Source organism: Paenibacillus solani (assembly GCF_050475945.1).
Taxonomy (GTDB): domain Bacteria; phylum Bacillota; class Bacilli; order Paenibacillales; family Paenibacillaceae; genus Paenibacillus_AQ; species Paenibacillus_AQ solani_A.
Window position 1 is genome coordinate 160,221 of sequence record NZ_JBCMXJ010000005.1, and the last position, 20,372, is coordinate 180,592.

The window sequence follows — 20,372 nt, forward strand, 5'->3', positions numbered from 1 at the left end:
CCAAGTTTGTCTTTAATAACGTAGAGCTTATCGCACATTGGATTGCTGTTGAAGATCCATAATTTTATTTTTGACAAGTCCATAATTGCAACAAAGCCTTCTGATCAGTAATAGCCTGCTACCATAGAGCTCGCGGAGAATAACTTATATGCATAAAAAAAAGCCGCATAAAATGCGGCCTTCAAATCCATTTATTTAAGATTAACACCTTACATATTTGCGTTTAAAACCTAGTCTTCCTTTGTCTACTTCTTTTTGAATATTGTTATAAGCGTTCAAAGTACTGCTCTTCTTCTCGCCCCGATTCATTTCGACTGGCCCCACGGCTTTTGCTATTTCAACTGCCTTGTCATGTAGCGGTAAAAAAGAAATTCCTACGGTATATACAAAATTATTCATTGATGATTTCGTTCGTTCGGGAGATTGGTGGATCGTTTCTTTCACCTGCTCAAGCATACTGGCAATCTTGTTTGTTTCAAATTCAGTATCCTTGCGATTTCCCAAAAGCCAACAGTAACAGCTCCACCCTGCCGACATTCTGTATTCTTCACCGCTTGCAATCCATTGATCGGCCACTGCTTGAGCAATATCTGCTTCTGCTAAAGTCACGGCAACCACATAATCTGACAGCATATAAAAATACGCTCCATCGATCCATCGATCAAAATCTGCCTTTGTCATGATTTGTGGGTCCGCAATAACGCCGGCAAAATACATAGCATCATAGTTCCCGGTAGCGTACAATTGCTCGGCTAAGGGTTGGTTTTTCTTGATTTGCTTTGCGAGTGGCTTCATAGCACCTGTGGCTACTCCAAAAAGCGGCTCATGTGCGCCATTGCTTATGTATATCTTTTTTGTTCGTTCTTTTCCGAGTGCTTCCAATTCGTGCATTACTGTTTCAAAATCCATCGCTTCGCACACTTCCTTCCTCAATATTCATCCCCGTTTTATTGTAACCATCCAGCTTATATCCTATATTCCAAATGTCATTAATACTAATTATACTTTAGCAGTATAGGGATTCAAAAGGAATCTTGTCAATTTGGGAAAGTAAGGACTTTCATCACATTAGATATTTGCAACTATTGCCTACGTGAGGCGTCTATGGAGTAAGGGGGGATTTTCTATGCGTAAGTTGGTTGTAATTATGGCATTCGGCCTTGTTTTGTTAGGCTGTGAGAGCAAATCGAATTTGCCTGAAGTGAAGGCTCCTTCCGTACACATGGATGCGACAGTCGCTCATTTAACTGATACAATCGGCAATCCGGATAAAGTATCTATCTCAGTCAAACTTCCTCAAGAAAAAGTGTTATCTGCCGCGAAAGATTACCACCCCACGACTGGAAAATGGTTTGATGCTAAGAACGGATATAACCTCATCGTGAGCTCTACGGCGGAAGAAGTGGAAGCCGGAAGCAGGGTCGGTGCGTCTATAGAAAAGATCCCAGCTGAACGATCTGCACGTTTTCAAATTACAAGTCGTGACACTGAAGGAGAGCGAGTCCAGCTGATAACAGAGTACACGGCAGATATTAATAATTCAATTGATGGACGCCTTGATTTCTCATACAAGATCCCAGAACACCCGAATACAAACTATTTTCTTAGTATTGAAATTCTCTCTCCTCAGGGTGATGTCGAGGACACCATGATCTCCCGTATCTTTGTGCCGTCGAATGAACTCAACGCTCGCTTGACTGTTAAAGAACCTCTTCAAAGTTCAAATCAAACCGAGCTAACTCTTTACAATGCAGGTCCAACAGATCTGTATTTTGGCTATGGGTATTCTATCTATCAGAAAGTTACCGAAGGATGGAAACTTTTGCCCGATGACAGCGCCGTTCCTTCGATTGCGTTCCAGTTAAAACCCGGTGAATCACATGAGGAGGGGGTTAGCTTCCCCCAAAAGCTTGAGCCAGGAGTATATCGGATCGTAAAACAGATCGAAGGATACATGACCGACGTATCAGCACGATTAGCTGCAGAATTTGAGATTAAAGATACAGATGGATCTTAAGCCATAGCCACTATTTATTTAGTTTTTCTTTCAAATTTATACAGTGTTTTTTTTGATTTGTCACGATAAAACAAGAAGGACTGCCGGTAAATCCCTCCGACAGTCTTCTCTTCTAGCGGTATACTCCTCTTCCTATTCGCTGGACAACTCCTTGAGCGATTTGACTTTACCATGAGGGTGCTGTTCTTGCTTTCGCGACTTCCAGGCAGCTTCTTTCCTTCTCTTCTGGTGAGCCATGCAGAGGTCCTCCTTTGGTAATTAGGATGCATACCATTCCCTTATCTTGTCATACCATGGTTCCGATCATACAAGAAACAAAGTGTTAATTATAATGCCTCTCCCTTTTCCTCATACCAGCGAAGAATTTTCCACGCTCCGTTAACTCTTTTCCAAACTTCGAGTGAAATGGCGCGCATCATTTTAGAATCATTCAAGTGGGTAACCTCATATGAGACTGCAGCCTGATCCTCTGATTGGGTAACGATAGATAATCCCGAAAAAATGAACTTTATATTCTTCCCTTTGTAATAGTGAGCGGCATCTGCGTTGCCTTTTTTGATTTGTTCAGCATTATAGATCTCGATCTTTCCCGTTGAGGGCATATAGAGAAAACCCTGAAATTCGTCTGAATATAAAGAATTCATCTCTTTGTAATCACCGTTAGCAAAATCATTATGCAATTGCTCTAGCCGGTATATTTGAGATGAGAGTTCCGATTCAATACTCAAGATATGAACCTCCTAAAGTGCAATCTATACATTCATAATAGGCGAGCCAATTTGGGTGGGTATGTTCTCTCTTTGATCTAGGGCATATGGCTGATTATAGCACACAAGGTATTTTATTAATTTGTGATTACCAAGATGATAGTTCTGTCCTTTTCCAGCTGTTTTGAGCAACACAAACATATACATATTGGTCGTCCCAAGCCATCTGTCCTTGGCTGCAAGCAGCACTGGAGGAAGCGGGAGTATACTTGTTGCGGATACGCAGCTTGTCACCGTCTATATCGAGTTTAGTATCTGGATCATTTGTGCCTATCCCGACATTTCCGTCACTTCGCTGCACGGTTAACGGGGAATCGAGCACTTCACCCTCATCACTGTAACGGATGAACTGCAGGTCGGCGCCTGTATTTTTCCCTGATTCCTGCGAGCTATCTGCCCGAATCGCCCATCTTGGTGTCGTCTCATTATCTTCACCGGATACACTGAACTGAATGTCCCGATTAGTCTCACTTTCACCCGCTACCCGTAAGATTCCACTCATTACATTGAAGTTGGACGAATGAGTACGTATCTCGCTAATGTCCGTATCGAAAGGAATCTCAAAACGGGTGAATAACTGATTGGCATATTGACCTGTCGGCGACATCGTCGTCTCGAAAGAAATATGCTTATGATCATGCTGCTCTGGATTATTAGCCTTATCATGGGAAATAATTGCGGTCTTGTCCTTACCTTTCTCGTCCATCCAGACGATCGCAGGCTTGGCCCTTTCAGCTGTCCATTGCAGCCGGATCAAATCGGATTGATGACCTTCCTGCTCAATCCATTTCTTGTCGGTGGATAAATGCAGTCGTTCATTATGTGGAATGCGAATATCGTCGCCGTTTTTCTCGCTCTGCCCAAGTGTTACCTCCGGCTCTGAATTCCGATCTGTGCAGCCCATCCCCATCAAGCATAAGCCTCCAAATACAACTAACATTATCTTTAATATTTTCACGGATTATCCCTCCATTTAACGTTAAGATCACGCCTTAACTGATGTTGATTAACAAAAAATTCTTTGTCTGATCGTATTATATACAGCACTCGGCGTATACCCATTTCAGCAAATTTCCCGGAAAAATGATTCTTTTCGTCTATAAACTCTTAAAACGTTTTTTCCGATTAATTTGATCACTTCAATTAGGCCTTTAGTAACCTAACATAAACTATTAATGTCATTTATAGGTAAAAGGCAACTTTGTCCTTTTCAAGAGGTCAAAGTTGCCTTTCATTTATATTGGGATACTAATGCCATAAAACTGTAGAAGGTATCCACGCTGTATTTAATAGTTCGATGTTATATTTGGTATATATTTCCTCTCACTATTTTCGAAAGGATGCTTTTAATTATGACTAAAACCCTATTCAGTATATTGGTAATCAGCTTTAAGGTTTAACCATTTTATATAAGAAAAATTGAAACACAGTTTGGAAGAATAAGAAAATCAGAACGCTACACATGGAAACAAGAATGTAGTGATAGATAAAATGTATTTTATAAAAGAAAATGCTGACTATTGCACCTCCACCAACACCCAGCAACAAATAAGCCACTAAAATGGTAAGAATCCCTCTAATCCCTTTCAACCCAAACTTTTTATAAATAAAGCGATCAATCATCGGGGATAAGATGACACCTAATATGATAAATATGATAAAGATGGGCGCAAAATTGATCGCAAATAGACTGCTAAAAGAAGAATAGTCCGTGCCCGGCAGCCTTTCGGCCAGTGGTGTGTAAATTTTCCAAGAGCTATATAAGGTGTATGCAATGGCTGAAACAATAGCTGCGAATATTTTAACAAAAACGATGATATATCCATTATTCGTCATTTCAACCCCTCGCTTTCTGTTGCTATGTTGGTATCTTATATACTTATAAACTTCCCTATATTTACATAAACGGATTTCTTTTGATTTTAGTTGCACTCCATGATTACAATTTTGATTATCGGATCAATTGAATACAAAAAAGCCGCCTATGAAGGCGACTTTGTATACTCTTAATGTTTTTATTATCCATCAGCAACTTATTATCGATGGTAACACCGTGTAAGACCCTATAAGTCCTTTCTGGTAAACAGATGGATAGTTAAGAAGTATGAAGCAATGAATAACAGTAAAACGCCTGCTGGAATAAGAAGCCATGTTTGAGCGCTGACAACATGTTCGTTCATCATGTTTATAAGCTTGGCAGCGGGCTGGGCCAGAGTAATTAAGGTAACCAAGAATACTGCGTTGATAATGCCAGCTCCTTTTTTGCTCAGTGTGTAAAATAGCGGCATATAGACTGCAATGAGAACAAGCACGATTCCGACTGAGATCAAGATAACCCATAATGAATAGTCCGGTTTGTCAAACTGTGGAAATGCAACTTTTGCGAGCCAGTGAATCCCGTAAGAGGCTACTACAGCCAAGATGGTATACAGGATAGCTGTTATGTATTTAGCTTGCACGATCTGTTTACGGCTAATCGGTAGTGTGATCAGAAATTGATGGTTATGGTTTTTGATATCGATCATTGTTGTGAGAATAATGGCCCCAAAAGCAGTATAAATACCTACAAAGTATATAGACATTTCAACATTTGGTATGAAAGTGAAGCTAAAAACAGCCAGGTAGAGAAGAATTGTCCATAGTGAGCTTTTCAAAGCGATAAAGTCCTTACGAAGTAAATTAAGCATGAATATGACCTCCCTTGGCAGTAAAATACATGATATCTTCTAGGGAAGGCTGGTCCAAGACAGCATAACGGCCAAACAGCTGTTCAGCCTCCTCCTTATCATCCGATAAGCCTTCAAAACCGACCGGTGTCTCACGGATGCCGATAAATGTACTCCGTATATCCTGATCGAGCAGCTGCCGGTCTCCTTTAACGATGACGTATTTTTCAAACACCTCTTCTTTCGCTTCATGAAATACGAGTTTCCCACGATTTAAGAAGGTGATGTAGTCAGCGATGCGGTCCAAATCCGTCGTAATATGCGTCGAGAATATAATGGTATTTCTCTCGTCTTGCATCACATCTGTTAGCAGGTCAAGCAACTCCCTTCTAAAGATGGGATCGAGTCCAGAGGTCGGCTCATCCATGATTAATAGCTCCGCCTCATGGGATAATGCAAGAGCAAGTGATAGCTTGATTTTCATGCCTTTAGACAGATCTTGAACCTTCTTCTTAGGGGATAACTCGAATTGATCAAGATAGCTATGAAATCTCTTATTGTCCCAATTCTTGTAGAAAGGTGAAATCATCTTCATTGTGTCGCGAATCGTAAGATGTTCATAATAGAAGCAATCATCTGAGACGATGCCGACACGTTGCTTAATGTCGATCTCATGTTTAGGCATCTCGCAGCCCAGAATCTTTACACTTCCCGAGTCGGGACGGACGATGCCAAGCATCATCTTAATCAAGGTGCTTTTGCCTACGCCATTCGGTCCAATAAGACCTGTAATATAACCTTGTTTCACATCCAAAGACACATCCTCTACTTTAAATAACGGATATGCCTTCGTTAAATTCCGTATTTCGATTGCATTCATAGCGTTATTCCTCCTCAAACAATAAAGTCAGGTGGTCGATTACATCCTGCTTGGTCATTCGCAATTCCTTACTCTCACTAATAATGTCCATCATCTTCTCTTCCAAGCGTTTCATGCGCTGCTCACGTATAAACTCCTTATTTGCCCCGGACACGAAACAACCCTTTCCAACAACCGAGTCAATAAGCTTCTCTTTCTCGAGTTCTTCATAGGCACGCTTCGTCGTAATGACGCTTACCTGTAAATCCTTGGCTAGCTGGCGAATGGAAGGCAGACTATCTCCTGCAACCATTTCACCGCTCAAGATGCTTTGTCTGATCTGATTCATAATTTGTATATAGATAGGATCGCTCGACGCGTTGGATAATATGATGTTGATGTCCTTCACCCCACTATCATCATTCAGTGCATACCGTATATATATAATATATACACTTAACCAGCAGTTCGTCAATTATGTATTTTCTATACATGCAAAAAAAGCCGCGGTATCGCGGCTTAACACACCTTCTATCGTAGTCGGTTTATTCCCGATCATTTAGCAATACGGACCAGTCCGGGTCTTTATATCGTTTATCCACCACTTCTCTTACGAGAGTAAGTTCCTCTGGAATCTGTTCCAGACCCTGAACCCGGAATTCAATAGGTTGCTGCATGTAGCGATCCCCCATGCTGAGTAACCCCTCTCTCCAATTATCTGGCAGCGTGTTTAAGAATGAAATCCCACCCCTCATGCTTATTTCATACGGTCTGCCTGCTGGATCATATGCATACCACACTTCATATGTGGCTTCGTTTTCCAATTCACCGTAGAGGGTGATAACCGTTTCATATGTTCTGTTGTTACTTAGCGATGCTTCAAGCGAAGTTCCAACCAGCTCCAATCTATCTTTCAATATCTCAAAAGTTCTAGGCACCGTCAGCTCTGAAGGTTTAAACGAAATCCTACTTCCGTCCTTTTCTGCCACCGAATATCCATCTAGGACAAAACGGTACGGCTCATGTTCAGGCAGATACTTAAAGGTATAGCTCCAACGCATCTTCCCTTTACCTATCACTTGATGCTCTGATGTCATCAGGCTATCACTGTAACCTGATTTTCTCGGGTTTACCGAATGAATTTCTTCTCCTTCCGGTGTTTCGAAATGAAAGCTCAGCTTCTGCTTTTCCCATAAGTCACCAGGGGATCTTGCCATAGCCGTATCATCCAGTTCAGTCTCCAATTCGAAACGTACGCCTTGTACCATTCTCGTCAGCCTTTTTAATGTGATGCTCATGCCATGCGGCGATGTATAGCTGCCAGACAGTTTTTCTATTTGTGTCTGCCTATTGGCTTCTTTCATATCCATATCGAAACTAAAATCCCAATTCCCCGCTATTAAAGGTTCTTTCTGATATCCAAGCGTTCTAATATTTCCTTCTATCGTGATCTTGTCGGTTTGCAGTGGTTCACTAAAGAAAGCAACCATATAATAAAAATCATTCGTGAGCCCCATATCGTACATGCTGCCTACTACATTACCATGATCATCTTTGATCGTAATATTGTTTGGATCAACAAAGACCAACTTGTTACGATCATGCTCCCCTTTTTTATTAAAAAGTTGAAGAGCCATCGTCACTCGTGTAGGGTCCGCAACAGCTTCGTTTATCTCCAACTTGTAGCCTGCATCCTTCACTTTAATATGAGGATCATATACCAGCCCCAATTCCTGTGCTCGCAGAAGTCCGATATCTGAGTAGTGGTCCTTAGCGAATAAAGACCTGACCATTTGGGCAAATGTCGGCACTGTAAAGAATGAAACTGTACCCAGGAGAACAAAGAGCGCCATTATTGCCGTAGCCCATCTCCAACGTTTAAGGGGATATCTCTTTTTGGCATTTGGCTCGGGTAGTGACGAAAGTGCGTTGTCCACCGCGTGCTGTACGGTATCTGGGATAGCCATGTTTTGTGATTTCGTCTTTAAGAATTGTTTAAGATCACGGTCAACTCGTTCATGATGATCCATATTTGGCGTCTCCTTCCCCCAGGGCGAGCTTGGACAATTGCTGTCTGGCCCTGTATAAACGTGATTTTACGGTCCCTTCTGAAATTCCCAGCACTTTGGCTATATCCTTGACAGATAAATCCTCTAAATAATATAGCGTTACAATCGGCTGAAGCTGTTCATCCAGCTCATCAATAACTTCAAACAGCTCGATTTGTTCATATTCGCTGGTATATGTTGTGTTTCTCATATCATAAGGGACGGGATGCACACGCTTCTTTTTTCTAATCATCCGATTACACTCGTTGATCAATATTCGTATAATCCAAGTTTTAAAATAAACAGGCTCTTTCAATGTATGTATATTAGAAAAGGCTTTGGCTATGGTCTCCTGCATCGCATCAGCACAATCAGCCTCATTTTTAACGATAGACCTAGCTACAATAAATAAATTCCGCTCAACAGCTCGAATCAAACACACAAAAGCTTCCTTATCTCCTTGTTTGGCAAGCTGTGCTTTAACTGATATATTCACACATGGACCCCCTTTCCTCTCAAAGCTATTTATAAATTAGATCATCTAAGAACCGGTTTGGTTCACAATAAAATTAAAAAAGCTTAATTCTCTTAACCAACAAAACAAACCCAGCGATAACTTCCACTGGGTTTGAACGCAAAACGATCAAGACTTTAATTTTCGAGCAATCTAATCAGTTTTTTCAATAAAACAGGCTCTTCATCTCGGAATTGCTCGAACCTGAGTCTTATCCTCTCAAACACTTCCTTGTCTTCACGAATTTCATGCCGAATGTACTGATCCCTCAGCTTCATCGCTCTTTTGGTTATATCCTTGTAACCCTCCACAAGCTCTTCATCGTAGGGGATCATCCCCTCTTCGACCAAGTATTCGATCCGCTCACTCATCATTCTCTTGTGCTCCCAGAGTACATGAAGATGTCTTACATCATTTCGCTCACCGAGCCTTGGATCATTGCTCTCTACCGCATCAAAGTACATTTGCAAATAGCTGTAAACATTAATTCCGAAAGCTTCCCTATTGTCAAAATTGTAATTGATCCGGTTTAAATGAGTCTCCCCGTTAAGGTAATCGCGCAGCTGGTCGATCGCGGCCATCTTATCAAAAGAATAATAAACATGGGGTTCGTACTTGTAAAAATACGTATGATGATCGGCCGTGGGGTTACCCTTCAGAAGTTGTCTCATCGATTGGACCGCATCCTGGAACTCCTGAAATGTGATCTGTAAATTACGATAAACTCCGGTATGGTCAAACATGGAGGCATAAAAGACCTGTTCCTCCCAGTCGAAACCATGTAACAAAAGATGATGTGGAAACGATTCTCTCTGATAGGAGGCCGCTGGCGACAGCTTGGATTCGTCCAGAAACACGACACAGTAATATCCGCTGCGGATCTGATCCGCAAAGAATTGTGGCCAGGCGTCTAATGCCAAATTTTCCAGAATCGTATAATTGACGGAACAGGTAAGGAGAAAGGGGTTGTTGAAATTCAGTTCATTAGGTTTACCACGAAAAAAATCAATATAGTACTGCCTGCCGTCCTCTAGAAAATCCTTTTTGCAAGATAACTGGATAAAATTGCTGTAATACCAAGGAATCGTTTTTTCATGGGCACTGGTGATCGAAAGTGTATAAGCCCAGCGCAAGAACCCTTTAAGCGGTGGATTCTGGATCGGAAGCTGAACAGCATTCATCGGATTGTCCTCCTTCTGACAAGTGATTCGAAAACCCATTTAACTGCTCGCGCTGCTGTACCCCTTTACAGCCTGATTCCAGAGCAGGCGAACAGCTACAAAGAGCAGAAGCGAAGCCGTCAAAGCGAGTCCCCCATAGAGCCAGTTAAGCTGCCCGAGCAGAAACATAGGTCCGAAATTGGTAATGAGGAACAGCGGAATAATAAAGGTCCCGATTCGGCGGACCCAGGCCGGGTATATCGCCATGGGGAAGTTGTTGGCGTCCCAGACGGAATGGGCAATCTCTAACACAGAGCCCGTCTGAACAAACCAGAATGAAAGCAGTGCCGGGATGATCATCAGGCAGTAGGTGATGATAACCCCGATGAATAATAGCAAACCAAACCCAGCAAGCTGCAAGAACGTTAGCGGAATATCCATCGCATGCCATCCAATGCCGATCATGACGAACCCAACCAGAATATCAGGAATGGGCAGTGCAAGATCAACGTAACGCAAGGAAGCCATAAACTGGAGGGAAACCGGCTTCGTCAGCATTAAATCAAGTGAACCGTCCTTAATATATTCCGGAATTTTCATGAAATTTGTAAAAAACACGCCCACATAAATTCCGGTCATTACGGTATGCATACCAATAAATAGTAACAGTCCTTCGGGCGGTATGCCGTCTACATGAAGATCGGTGCGGAACACAACGAGAACATATAGCAGCTTGGCGAGCAGGTAGACGGATTCCACAATCAGGCTCATCATAAAATTACCGCGAAACTCCATCTGGGCGATGAGGCAGTTTTTGATGAATATGCCGTACAGACGCATGTATTTCCGCGTGATTTTTAATATATGTATTGTCCGCTACCCCCCTACTGCCGAATATTTCTTCATGGAAACATGCCATGCAAGACGGGATAGCAAGAAGAACAGCACAATCCATCCGCACTGAATAAGCAGCCCTTGATACATCGCGGCTGCTTCCGTTTTGCCGCTGAGGACATTAACCGGAAAATAGATCGTATATGGGAACGGTGTGTACTGGAGCGCCTCTACCACAGAGTCTCCGAAAATCTCGAGTGGAAACATCCCTCCGCTCAGAATGTTGACGAGCAAACTTGAAATAACGAAAAAATACGAGATTTCATGCAGATAAAACGCACTCGCACAGATACAGTAAGCGATCAGAAAATTTAGCAGCAGTGCCCCCCATAGTGTGATCGCAAACAAGATCAGCCGTATGGTCTGGACCTCGAGCACGCCTCCGGTAGAAGCGAACCAAATGATCCCGACGAGCAGCATAACTGTGATTCCGTAATAGATCACCTTCTGGCCGAAAAAGGAAAGCAGCCGATAACCGAAGTAGCTAATCGGTTTGATCAAATATTTGTTAAGTCCGCCGTTCTTGATATCATCGGCAATCTGATGCTCGAACTGAGTCGCGATAAGCTTAGACACCAGCCCTGCCAATATCGTATACATAATAATTTGACCATACGAATACGAGAACAGCGCATCCTGACCGGAATGCTGGTACACCGCAGTCCAGATGAAATACTGGACCAGAATGGGAAACGCCGCCCCGATCAGACCGAGAAAGAAGTGAACCCGGTATTCCATCGAATGCTGAATGCCCATCGAAAAAACAGCCATATACAATTTACGTCTATTCATCCGACAGATTCCTTGCGATAGAGCATCGAAATGCTTTCCTCGATCGGTACGTCCTCGATCGTCCAGTCAAGGATGGGAAACGAATCGAGTACTGCACGCGACACTTCCTTTAGACGGTGCTTCGGCAACTCCAGGACAGCATTGTATTCGTCGCCGCTGACGATTTTACCGAATTTGGTCAACCGCTGCTCAGCAACCGGCTCGGAGAAATGCAGTCTAATAATTTTCTGCTCGTTAAAGAGATCATTGATTTTGTGAAGCTCTCCATCATACAGCAGATTTCCCTCGTTAATGATGATCGTACGCTTGCACAGATCCTCTACATCCTTCATGTAGTGGCTCGTCAGCAGGATCGTAGCGCCGAACTGCTCATTATAGTATTTTAGAAACTCTCTGACCTTCTTCTGAGAAGGGAAATCAAGGCCAATCGTTGGCTCATCGAGATAAAGCAGCCGGGGGCGATGGATCAGGGCGGCGATCAGCTCCATTTTCATCCTTTCACCCAGGGACAGTCGACGCACCTGTACATCTAGCAGCTCCTCCACCTCAAGCATTTCAGAGAGTTCAGCAAGACTCCTTCGGTAAACATCATCCTCCACATCGTAAATACATTTATTCAAATAGATCGACTCACTGGCGGGAAGGTCCCACCAAAGCTGGTTTTTCTGACCCATAACAATCGAGAAAAGCCGTTTAAACTCGTTCTTTCGCTCCCACGGGACATAGCCGAGCACATTTGCCTCCCCGCTAGTGGGATACAGAATGCCAGACAGCATTTTGAGCGTAGTGGTCTTACCCGCTCCGTTGGGACCGAGAAATCCGACGCACTCACCAGGGCCAATGTCGAAGGAAACGGATTTAACCGCTTCCTTCACCAACGCCTTGCGAACAAATAAATTTTTCAGCGAATTCTTAAGCCCCGCCCCTTTCCGGTAATACACGAACGATTTGTGCAGCTCCCGTACACGGATAAAGTCCATTCCCGTCCTCCTGAAGGTTCGCCTGTTTTGCCTGTTTGGCCGGCATAAAGTCTAAACGCTTAAATTCCATTATTGTAAAGCAGCACGCATTTCGAGCATATCGGCATCAGGCCGCAGGCCAAAACTTCGCGTTGTTTTCGAAGATCCTCCCCATGGAAAATATCCGCCACACTATCTTCGTGCAAATTACCGACACTGAATTCCGGGAAGAACTTGCACGGATTCACTTTGCCATCCGGCATCACGTCCATCCGGTTAGAGATTGAGAAACACTGCGTCCGGTTCATGGCCGGCTTCTCGCTGCCCCGGATAAATCCCTCCACTTCCTCAGGCTCCAGTGCAGGCTGATAGCGGATGCGCACATTCCACACGCGGGAATTAACTCGTTTAAGCTCTTCGATTAGCGTATCGTAATTGTCCGGTGAGATATGGAACGTAAAGGAGTGCCAGCTGTTCTTGTGACCGTCAGCAAAGCGGGAGGCAAGATGCGGAAAATGGGCATCGAAATAGGTGTCCATTTTCTCCGCTGTATCGGAAGGGATATACCAAGGGAAGCAGAAGTAGACGGAATCTACGCCCATCTCTTCGAAAAACTCCATAAAACTGTATAACTGACCAACCATTTGGTCGTTTACCGTCAGAGCGACAGACACCTTGCCTTTATACAGACCCTGCTTCTGCAAATCGAGCAGCAGCTGTATGGCATGAATCACTTTTTTGAACGTGCCTTTGCCCCGGATTGCGTCATTCTCCTTCTCGAAGCCTTCCAGGCTGACCAGCATGACCAAATTTTCTGACATCTTCAGAATGGAATCCAGCTTCTGCTCAATGAGAATAGCGTTTGTGCAAATGGTCGTATATCGGTCTTCCTTGGCAAGCAGCTCGGCCAACTCATCGAACTTGGAGTAGAATAGAGGCTCCCCGCCCCATAGGAACACACGCGATTTACGTTCCCTCGTCTCCGCCAACAGCTTCTCCACGACGGGAATCTCAATTTCATCATTCTTCACTTCTCTGGCAAAGCCATGATGGAAGCCATCCGGATTCCATTCGAAGCAATGCTTGCAGCGCAGATTGCAGCCGTTATTGAGCTTGATGCCGATCTCGTAAGGTACAGGGGCTGCATAGGTCGGGTCTTCCCGGCGTTTCCTTCCTGTTTCAGCGAGTGGAACTAAAGTTCTCTTCATATTACGGAATGTCTGTGGGTCAAACGTAACTGCTGTTTTCGGCTGCATAGGTATTCCTCCCAAAATGGTTGATTTTTGACCGCTGCTCAAGCAGACGTCTGCATATCTCCTCCAGAAGATGTTCTGAACAATTCCGTGCTTTCCATTCCGCAAACCGGATACCCAGACCGCGGGTTTCCCAATAGGTTGAATTATGAAGCTCATGATCTCCGAACGGCTCCAACATGACAAAAGGAATTCCGTACGACAGTGAGTCGTTCAGAGTCGCTCCCCCCGGCTTGCTGATAATCGCGGCACAGTTCCTTATCACGTTAGTAAAAGCGGCGTAATCCCGTAGCGGGTATTCCTGAAGAGCCCCGCCTTCACGAACATAACGTGCCATAGGAGGGAAAGTATGATGTCCCTGCGTATCCCGGTTCCATGGATCCCAAGAAGCCACTGTTCCGAAGTAGCGTGTAACGCCGTCATCTTCCTCTACCTCAGTAGGATCATACACAATCACATCAAGGCAGTAACCAAGCTGATTAAGCTCTGAGATAGTTCCCGCATAGGTCCCGATCCCCCAGCCACCACCATGGATCAGCAATCGCCCTGATCGCTGCTCGTAAGGTAAAGGCTCCGTTTCATCCGAGGCAATGTAGCTGCTAGGAGACAACTCAGAGGGATCGTATAACCAGACGTTTTCGTAGTTAGGATACAACTGCTTATGTACCTTGAAGGACGGTGTATCCCACGCATCCAGCCGAATCAGACGAATGTCCAAAGGTTCCATAACAATTGTCTTGTAGCGTTCCAGAATCGGCAGCCAGAAACCAGTAAACACTGCAAAGCTGGTGACTTCGGCTTCCTTCCAAACGTCCAGCAGCTTCAGAACTGCCTCCTCATTCAGTGAGTTGTCGATGGGCTTGGCTAGCTTATGCCCCATACGGGCAACAGAAAAATCAGCATGAAATGCTCTTTTGGTGGATCGGATTTTGTTCCGGACTTCTTCGTGATACAAGTTCTCCAGCACATGAACGTCCGTCTGGATTCCTCTATCATGTAGGTACATATGCAGATGCATGGCGGGAATGTATGCACCGAGCGAATTGCCCGACGCCAGCAAGGCAACCTTGGATGAATTCATGCGTACCTCCCCTGTTCCAGGTTTAGTTGTACACTTTAACGAACATATCGGCGAGCACCTGCCTCAGGCTTTCGACCAGCTGATTGCGATGTTCATCGTCACGGCCAAGTACCGATACATACAGTCTGCCCTTCGGCATGCCTCGGTTGATCTGTAACCCCTCGGACACGAGGCGGCGGTTTATAATCTCATTTACCATTACAGTATTGGATGAGAGAGGAACGATTCCGTAATTCCCCATGGCTGTCACTAAAAGCCCGGAATTACCCAGTACCTGCAGCAGCTTCCCGATCGTGAATCCTTCCGGAAGACCAAGGGACAAAAAGGTAAGCAAGCCTGTCTGCCCGTATGGTTCCCAGTGCTTATCGAGATACGAGTTAATCAGGCCCATAGACTTGCGGGCGTTAATCTCCACGATGGGTACGACTTCACCATCCATGAGTATCATCGAGTCGAAGCAAACGAAACCGTGGTAGCCATCCTCCACCAGAAGCCGGAGGGCTTTGTCTATTACGTTGAAATAGCCGGCATCCTCCAGCAGTCGGATCAAATCTTCATCTGCTTTGATCGACCCGCTATAATTTTGCTGGTGATTCATCATCCGCTGAACGGAGATAAACTCTGTCTTACCATCCTCTTGAATAAACCAATGTGAACTGAAGTCGGTTTCTTTATGCAGCAGCGGCTCCAGTAAGAATTGAGAGCGCAATCCTCCAGACTCCTGAGCACGCAGGTGCTTAGCTATAATTCGCTGCATGGTTTCGCTCTCAATTAGCAGGTTCCCCTTCCCGGAAACTCCGAAGGGATCTTTCAACAAATACGGCCCCTGCTTTAGAAGTATATTACCAGTTGCCTCTATTTCTGCTGCGCTGTTTGCCTCCGTGCCGTAGCTTTTCTCGCCAATTTTAGCCAGGAGCTGATTGGAGTACAACTTGGAGTTAACGCGTACAACTGTTTCAAAGTTCGGCAAAGGTCCAAACGGTTCGGTGGTGTGCAAGTAAGCCAGCGTATCAGCCGTAATCGCGTAAGGAGACAGAATATGCGTGGCGTGGGTGGTTGCAGCTTCATCCGTTGATTGCGCTTGCTGTATTTCTCCGGTGGCGTTCATAAGTGAGATAAAACCCGGCAAGACCGCGTTCTCAAGATAATTCGAACCGGCCGTTTGCAGCACCCTGTTTTCTGATGTGAAATTCTGAGCTCGATCGGCCGCAAGCATGAACATGCACTGCTTAAAAACATCCGGTCCAGGCAGAGGCATCTTATCATCGTTTAAATCATAGAGATAGCGCGTATGAAAGGAAAAGTTGAGTCCATTTAGGTATTCGTATAACGCCGGATCGATTCTGCAGCGACTATAGAGTACATCCTGAGGTCTACAAAATGGAAAAAGCAGCTCGTCCATACACAGTACAATTGCCTCTCGCTCCTTATCAGGCATAGCGGGCAGGCGGGTCAGATTCGAATCTCTCCAACGGGTTTCAGGGTCAAAGGTACCCATAATGATTTTTGGAATCACATCGGTTTCACTGCTTGACATCTTCGTATAATGGCTGCGCCTGTGGCTGGCAGCTTTTCAGAAAAGTAATAAAAGCGTCGATCGACCGGAGATGTTCGTAATCGAATTGATCATAATCAATGACTACGTTTAACTGATCTTCTACCTTGAGCATAAACTGGATCATTTGTAGGGAATCGAGACCTATATCGTTGTTTAGATCCGTTTGGGGGGATAGGGATTGGCGGAGTTCTGGCTGATCATCTTTGATAGAGCACAAAATATCTACGATTTTATCGAACATGACTACACTCCTTTAGGGCTAATGTGTATGGGGAACCGAATCCTTACATACCTAATCCAATCAACTAGAAGCGTACTTCAGTGCTTCCCCCTTCCTTTTCCTGAGTTACTATTATTATCTTTATTATGTTAAAAACTGTCAACTGTTAATAGAGAATGGCTAAAAGTCTTATAGCAAAAAAACGCGCCCCCCCTTCTTTAGGAGAAACCTAGTTCATTGCTTGAAGGTCATTGTTATCTACCTCTACTCTTTCAATCAATGGGATGCCATTATGATCATTCACTTTCATTACAAAATTGGAAGGCAGCTCTTGAATGCATAAGCGAATATCCTCGCGTAAAAACTCCGGTCTCTCATCGTCGTAGAACTTTTCGGCTGCCGCTGACTGTGAAATCCGGGCAACGATTTGATCGGCCAATATCCGATCGGAACTTTGGAGAATCTCCGCCATATACTGCGCGCATGCCAAGTCGTCATCCCCTGTAGGATGCGAGGCGATTAAGTTAATGGTCATGTTCTCCTCTTTTAATAAACTCCTCTTAATATACGCTGCTGTTGTTCTAGCATTAGAGAAACCAGTAACAAAAACGTGTTTGGCATTCAACGAATTTATGGTTGCCCTCACTCCATTCGTTGTTTTCTGGATCAGGATTTTTCCATTAAGATCCGAGGCTTGTAAACGTGCAGGTGAATTGTCGATTTCGAACCCGGGTATGGGCAGCCCCTTTATTTCGCCTGCTAATACATACTGAGGGAATCGTTTTTTAATACGCAAAGCCTCGTCTACAGTGCCTGCAAGCATGATCCCTTGTGCCCCGTTCATAAAAGCATAATGTGCGACGGTAAAAGCTCGTATTACGTCTATGACAACATTAATGTTTGATGCTTCCAGCGAATGGTCGTGTCCTTGAATAATTTGTATCGCCCTCATGTCATTTCCCCTCTCAATCAGCATCCTTGATGTCAATTCATTACAGTATATTGAGCCGACCGTAAGGAAGTGCCCATAAATAACCGAATAGATATTCGCGATGTGGTGATAATTAGGAAGCATGATAAAATGAGCAATTTTCTTTTTTAACGAACTTCCAGGCCAAGGAGCGAAATCATGGAAAAGACCAAAAAACGAAAACTGAACATCAGTTTTATAAGCGATATCGAACTGCCAACCGATTCTGATGAAAAGAATGAAAGCGAAGCTGCCGAAAGCTCACATTCTTCTGGCCGTTCAAAAGGTAAAATCTCAGAATTTATTGCACTCGCGACAATTCCCATCGTGCTTGTGTTCGGAAACTCCATGCTAGTTCCGGGACTCCCTGAAATGCAAAGGGAACTTGGTATCAGTAAATTTCAAAGCAGCCTCATCATCTCCATCTTTTCACTGGCAGCGGGCTTATTTATACCAATCATCGGGTATTTATCCGATCGATATGGTCGTAAAATCATTATCATTCCGGCCTTGATCATATATGGAGCTGCTGGTATCCTGGCTGGTTTTGGTGCGATATGGGATTCCTATGCGGTGATCATTACCGCCAGGGCGATTCAGGGGCTGGCAGCTGCTGGAACTGCACCGATTGCGATGGCACTCGTAGGGGATTTATATGATGGCGGAACAGAGAGCAAGGCATTGGGTCTTATCGAAGCGTCTAACGGCGCAGGTAAGGTACTCAGCCCGATCATTGGTTCCCTGCTCATGTTGATCGTGTGGTATGCCTCTTTTTTCGCGTTTCCCGTGTTCTGCGCGTTATCACTGTTAGCCGTCATTTTTATGATCAAAGAATCAAGTCATAATTCAAGGCAGGAATTAGGGAAATATCTCGCAAAAATTCGGGGCATATTCAAAGAAAAAGGACGCTGGCTCATAACGGCTTTTTTTGCCGGTTCACTAGGGCTTTTTATCTTGTTTGGCGTACTTTTTTATTTATCCAACATTCTTGAAGACAAACCTTACCAGATCGACGGAGTTAGAAAAGGCCTGGTCCTCGCTATTCCTCTATTGGGACTAGTGATTACTTCATACACTACAGGAAGCTTAATCAAGAAGAACGGCAAGCTGATGCGCTGGTTAATGAATATCGGGCTGCTCGCCATGACCGTTTCACTGGCGCTGACTCTCCTCTTTTTTAAGAACATTTATGTATTCATCGGACTGCTGACAGTCAGCAGCATCGGAACCGGAATGCTTCTTCCCTGTTTAAATACGATCATCACTGGCGCCGTTGAAAAAAGCGAGCGTGGTATGATCACTTCACTTTACAATAGCTTGCGATTTTTAGGAGTTGCTGCAGGTCCTCCTTTATTCGGCTGGATGATGGATCTGTCGGATTACGTCGTGTTTATCACGGTTTCGTCTCTATCCTTGATCACGTTAGGGTTGGTATTCTTTTTGATTAAGCCTCCTCGGCAGATTGGGTAATGACAGTCCAAATGGCAGATAGCATAAAATGGGCACCTGTCATTAGGAAAGCGCATATGATACCAATGTCACTTGGATGAAACGACTAAATCAAAAAGGAATTGAGGAGATCCAAAATGAACAATTCCCTGCGAACATTTTGGCCCGTGGAGATATGTGATCCGAGCGGGCTGCGCGAAAATCCCGAACACGGTAAGAAAAACTACGAAACCTTCGGGGTCATGGAACGCGGGATGACGATGATCATTGACAAAGGCCTTGGAAGAAACATGTTTTCGGATGTGATCGAAACAGCTTCCGATTACATCGATTGTCTCAAATTCGGTTTTGGAACGGCTCCGCTTTATCAAACGGAGATATTGCTCTATAAGATCAATCTAGCCAAACAATATGGAATCACCGTAATGCCCGGTGGGACCTTGCTTGAGACGGCCGTACAGCAGGACGTGGTCTCCTCATTTTTCAACACGATATCCCGTCTCGGTTTTAATTCCATAGAAGTATCCGACGGCACGATTGAGATGTCCCGCAAGAAACGAACGGAGCTGATCCGGGAAGGCAAACAACGAGGATTTCGAGTCTTTACAGAGTATGGCAAGAAACAATCCGGTTCCCTCATCGACGCTGATAAGCTTGCATATACGATGGATGCTGATTTGGAAGCTGGTGCCGAGTTTATCACGGTTGAAGCTCGCGAATCAGGAATCGGCATTGGTATTTTCGATAAGGATGGCGAATGTCGGGAGGAAATGATTGATAATATTATCGAAACTGTGCCGGATGCAAGTAAGCTGCTTTGGGAAGCACCTCTTAAACAGCAGCAAGCGATGCTTCTGCGCAAATTTGGATCCAACGTGCATTTGGGTAATATCCAGCCTACAGAAGTTCTTGCCCTTGAAACGATGCGCCGGGGACTTCGTCAAGATACGTTTGAACTTGGAGTGAAGGAACCATCGGCTGATGATTTTTGTTACATTATTTAGCCCCTGTCTGCAACAAGAGTATAACGAACAGAGTCCACTCTTACACATATCTTAATGAAATCCCTTTCGGCTCACCTTTTGCCGGCATTCTGACAAGGCGTTATGCCCAGAATGCCGGCATTATCTTTTTAACCTTACCGGTATCCCCTTCATATGACTAG

22 protein-coding genes are annotated in these 20,372 nt (G+C 44.4%); 3 read left to right on the forward strand and 19 right to left on the reverse strand.

Translation table 11 applies throughout. From position 1 onward, the window contains the following. Positions 1–201: 201 nt before the first annotated feature. The gene (locus ABEQ74_RS02405; protein WP_430119067.1) at positions 202–909 is read right to left on the reverse strand and encodes a DNA alkylation repair protein; all 708 of its coding nucleotides are present in this window, start codon (positions 907–909) and stop codon (positions 202–204) included. Positions 910–1,126: 217 nt separating this feature from the next. Between ABEQ74_RS02405 and ABEQ74_RS02410 the strand changes: the two genes are divergently transcribed. Next, positions 1,127–2,017, forward strand: coding sequence for an immunoglobulin-like domain-containing protein (locus ABEQ74_RS02410; RefSeq protein ID WP_430119069.1), 891 nt, complete (start codon positions 1,127–1,129; stop codon positions 2,015–2,017). 132 nt (positions 2,018–2,149) lie between these two features. Here ABEQ74_RS02410 and ABEQ74_RS02415 read toward each other — a convergent pair whose 3' ends face one another. The 18 genes from ABEQ74_RS02415 to ABEQ74_RS02500 form a co-directional block, all read right to left on the reverse strand. Beyond that, the gene (locus tag ABEQ74_RS02415) at positions 2,150–2,254 is read right to left on the reverse strand and encodes a DUF6254 family protein (RefSeq protein WP_430119071.1); all 105 of its coding nucleotides are present in this window, start codon (positions 2,252–2,254) and stop codon (positions 2,150–2,152) included. A gap of 89 nt (positions 2,255–2,343) precedes the next feature. Continuing rightward, complete coding sequence (locus tag ABEQ74_RS02420; RefSeq protein ID WP_430119073.1) at positions 2,344–2,745, reverse strand: nuclear transport factor 2 family protein; 402 nt, start codon at positions 2,743–2,745, stop codon at positions 2,344–2,346. A 127-nt stretch (positions 2,746–2,872) separates the two neighbouring features. Further along, positions 2,873–3,742 (reverse strand): hypothetical protein, encoded by an 870-nt coding sequence (locus tag ABEQ74_RS02425; protein ID WP_430119075.1) that lies wholly within the window; start codon positions 3,740–3,742, stop codon positions 2,873–2,875. 431 nt (positions 3,743–4,173) lie between these two features. Continuing rightward, entirely contained in the window at positions 4,174–4,620 is a 447-nt protein-coding gene (locus ABEQ74_RS02430) for a hypothetical protein (protein WP_430119077.1), read from the reverse strand. A 227-nt stretch (positions 4,621–4,847) separates the two neighbouring features. After that, positions 4,848–5,471, reverse strand: a complete 624-nt coding sequence (locus tag ABEQ74_RS02435) for an ABC-2 transporter permease (protein ID WP_430119079.1) — start codon at positions 5,469–5,471, stop codon at positions 4,848–4,850. Continuing rightward, positions 5,464–6,330, reverse strand: a complete 867-nt coding sequence (locus ABEQ74_RS02440) for an ABC transporter ATP-binding protein (RefSeq protein WP_430119081.1) — start codon at positions 6,328–6,330, stop codon at positions 5,464–5,466. Before ABEQ74_RS02440 ends, ABEQ74_RS02435 begins: the two co-directional genes overlap by 8 nt. Positions 6,331–6,334: 4 nt before the next feature. After that, positions 6,335–6,709: a GntR family transcriptional regulator gene (locus tag ABEQ74_RS02445; protein ID WP_430120873.1), complete on the reverse strand. Its 375-nt coding sequence runs from the start codon at positions 6,707–6,709 to the stop codon at positions 6,335–6,337. Positions 6,710–6,854: 145 nt separating this feature from the next. Beyond that, positions 6,855–8,339 carry a DUF4179 domain-containing protein gene (locus ABEQ74_RS02450; protein WP_430119083.1) on the reverse strand — a complete coding sequence of 495 codons (1,485 nt, stop codon included), beginning with the start codon at positions 8,337–8,339 and terminating at the stop codon, positions 6,855–6,857. After that, positions 8,326–8,853 (reverse strand): sigma-70 family RNA polymerase sigma factor, encoded by a 528-nt coding sequence (locus ABEQ74_RS02455; protein ID WP_430119085.1) that lies wholly within the window; start codon positions 8,851–8,853, stop codon positions 8,326–8,328. Before ABEQ74_RS02455 ends, ABEQ74_RS02450 begins: the two co-directional genes overlap by 14 nt. A gap of 155 nt (positions 8,854–9,008) precedes the next feature. Beyond that, positions 9,009–10,052, reverse strand: a complete 1,044-nt coding sequence (locus tag ABEQ74_RS02460) for a hypothetical protein (protein ID WP_430119087.1) — start codon at positions 10,050–10,052, stop codon at positions 9,009–9,011. A 39-nt stretch (positions 10,053–10,091) separates the two neighbouring features. Then, a complete protein-coding gene (locus ABEQ74_RS02465; protein ID WP_430119089.1) occupies positions 10,092–10,871 on the reverse strand; it encodes an ABC transporter permease in 780 nt (259 codons plus the stop codon). A gap of 36 nt (positions 10,872–10,907) precedes the next feature. Further along, positions 10,908–11,717: an ABC transporter permease gene (locus ABEQ74_RS02470; protein WP_430119091.1), complete on the reverse strand. Its 810-nt coding sequence runs from the start codon at positions 11,715–11,717 to the stop codon at positions 10,908–10,910. After that, on the reverse strand, positions 11,714–12,697 hold the full coding sequence (locus tag ABEQ74_RS02475) for an ABC transporter ATP-binding protein (RefSeq protein ID WP_430119093.1): 984 nt from the start codon (positions 12,695–12,697) through the stop codon (positions 11,714–11,716). Before ABEQ74_RS02475 ends, ABEQ74_RS02470 begins: the two co-directional genes overlap by 4 nt. Before the next feature lie 59 nt (positions 12,698–12,756). Then, complete coding sequence (locus ABEQ74_RS02480) at positions 12,757–13,932, reverse strand: radical SAM protein (RefSeq protein ID WP_430119096.1); 1,176 nt, start codon at positions 13,930–13,932, stop codon at positions 12,757–12,759. After that, on the reverse strand, positions 13,904–15,010 hold the full coding sequence (locus ABEQ74_RS02485; RefSeq protein WP_430119098.1) for a hypothetical protein: 1,107 nt from the start codon (positions 15,008–15,010) through the stop codon (positions 13,904–13,906). The genes ABEQ74_RS02480 and ABEQ74_RS02485 overlap by 29 nt, the downstream gene beginning before the upstream one ends. A 22-nt stretch (positions 15,011–15,032) precedes the next feature. After that, entirely contained in the window at positions 15,033–16,526 is a 1,494-nt protein-coding gene (locus tag ABEQ74_RS02490) for a hypothetical protein (protein WP_430119100.1), read from the reverse strand. Positions 16,527–16,533: 7 nt separating this feature from the next. Beyond that, complete coding sequence (locus tag ABEQ74_RS02495; RefSeq protein ID WP_430119102.1) at positions 16,534–16,809, reverse strand: acyl carrier protein; 276 nt, start codon at positions 16,807–16,809, stop codon at positions 16,534–16,536. 208 nt (positions 16,810–17,017) lie between these two features. Next, positions 17,018–17,740, reverse strand: a complete 723-nt coding sequence (locus ABEQ74_RS02500; protein ID WP_430119104.1) for a 2-phosphosulfolactate phosphatase — start codon at positions 17,738–17,740, stop codon at positions 17,018–17,020. 177 nt (positions 17,741–17,917) lie between these two features. Between ABEQ74_RS02500 and ABEQ74_RS02505 the strand changes: the two genes are divergently transcribed. Beyond that, a complete protein-coding gene (locus tag ABEQ74_RS02505; protein ID WP_430119106.1) occupies positions 17,918–19,228 on the forward strand; it encodes an MFS transporter in 1,311 nt (436 codons plus the stop codon). Positions 19,229–19,344: 116 nt separating this feature from the next. Then, positions 19,345–20,211 carry a phosphosulfolactate synthase gene (locus tag ABEQ74_RS02510; RefSeq protein ID WP_430119108.1) on the forward strand — a complete coding sequence of 289 codons (867 nt, stop codon included), beginning with the start codon at positions 19,345–19,347 and terminating at the stop codon, positions 20,209–20,211. Positions 20,212–20,372 lie beyond the last annotated feature (161 nt).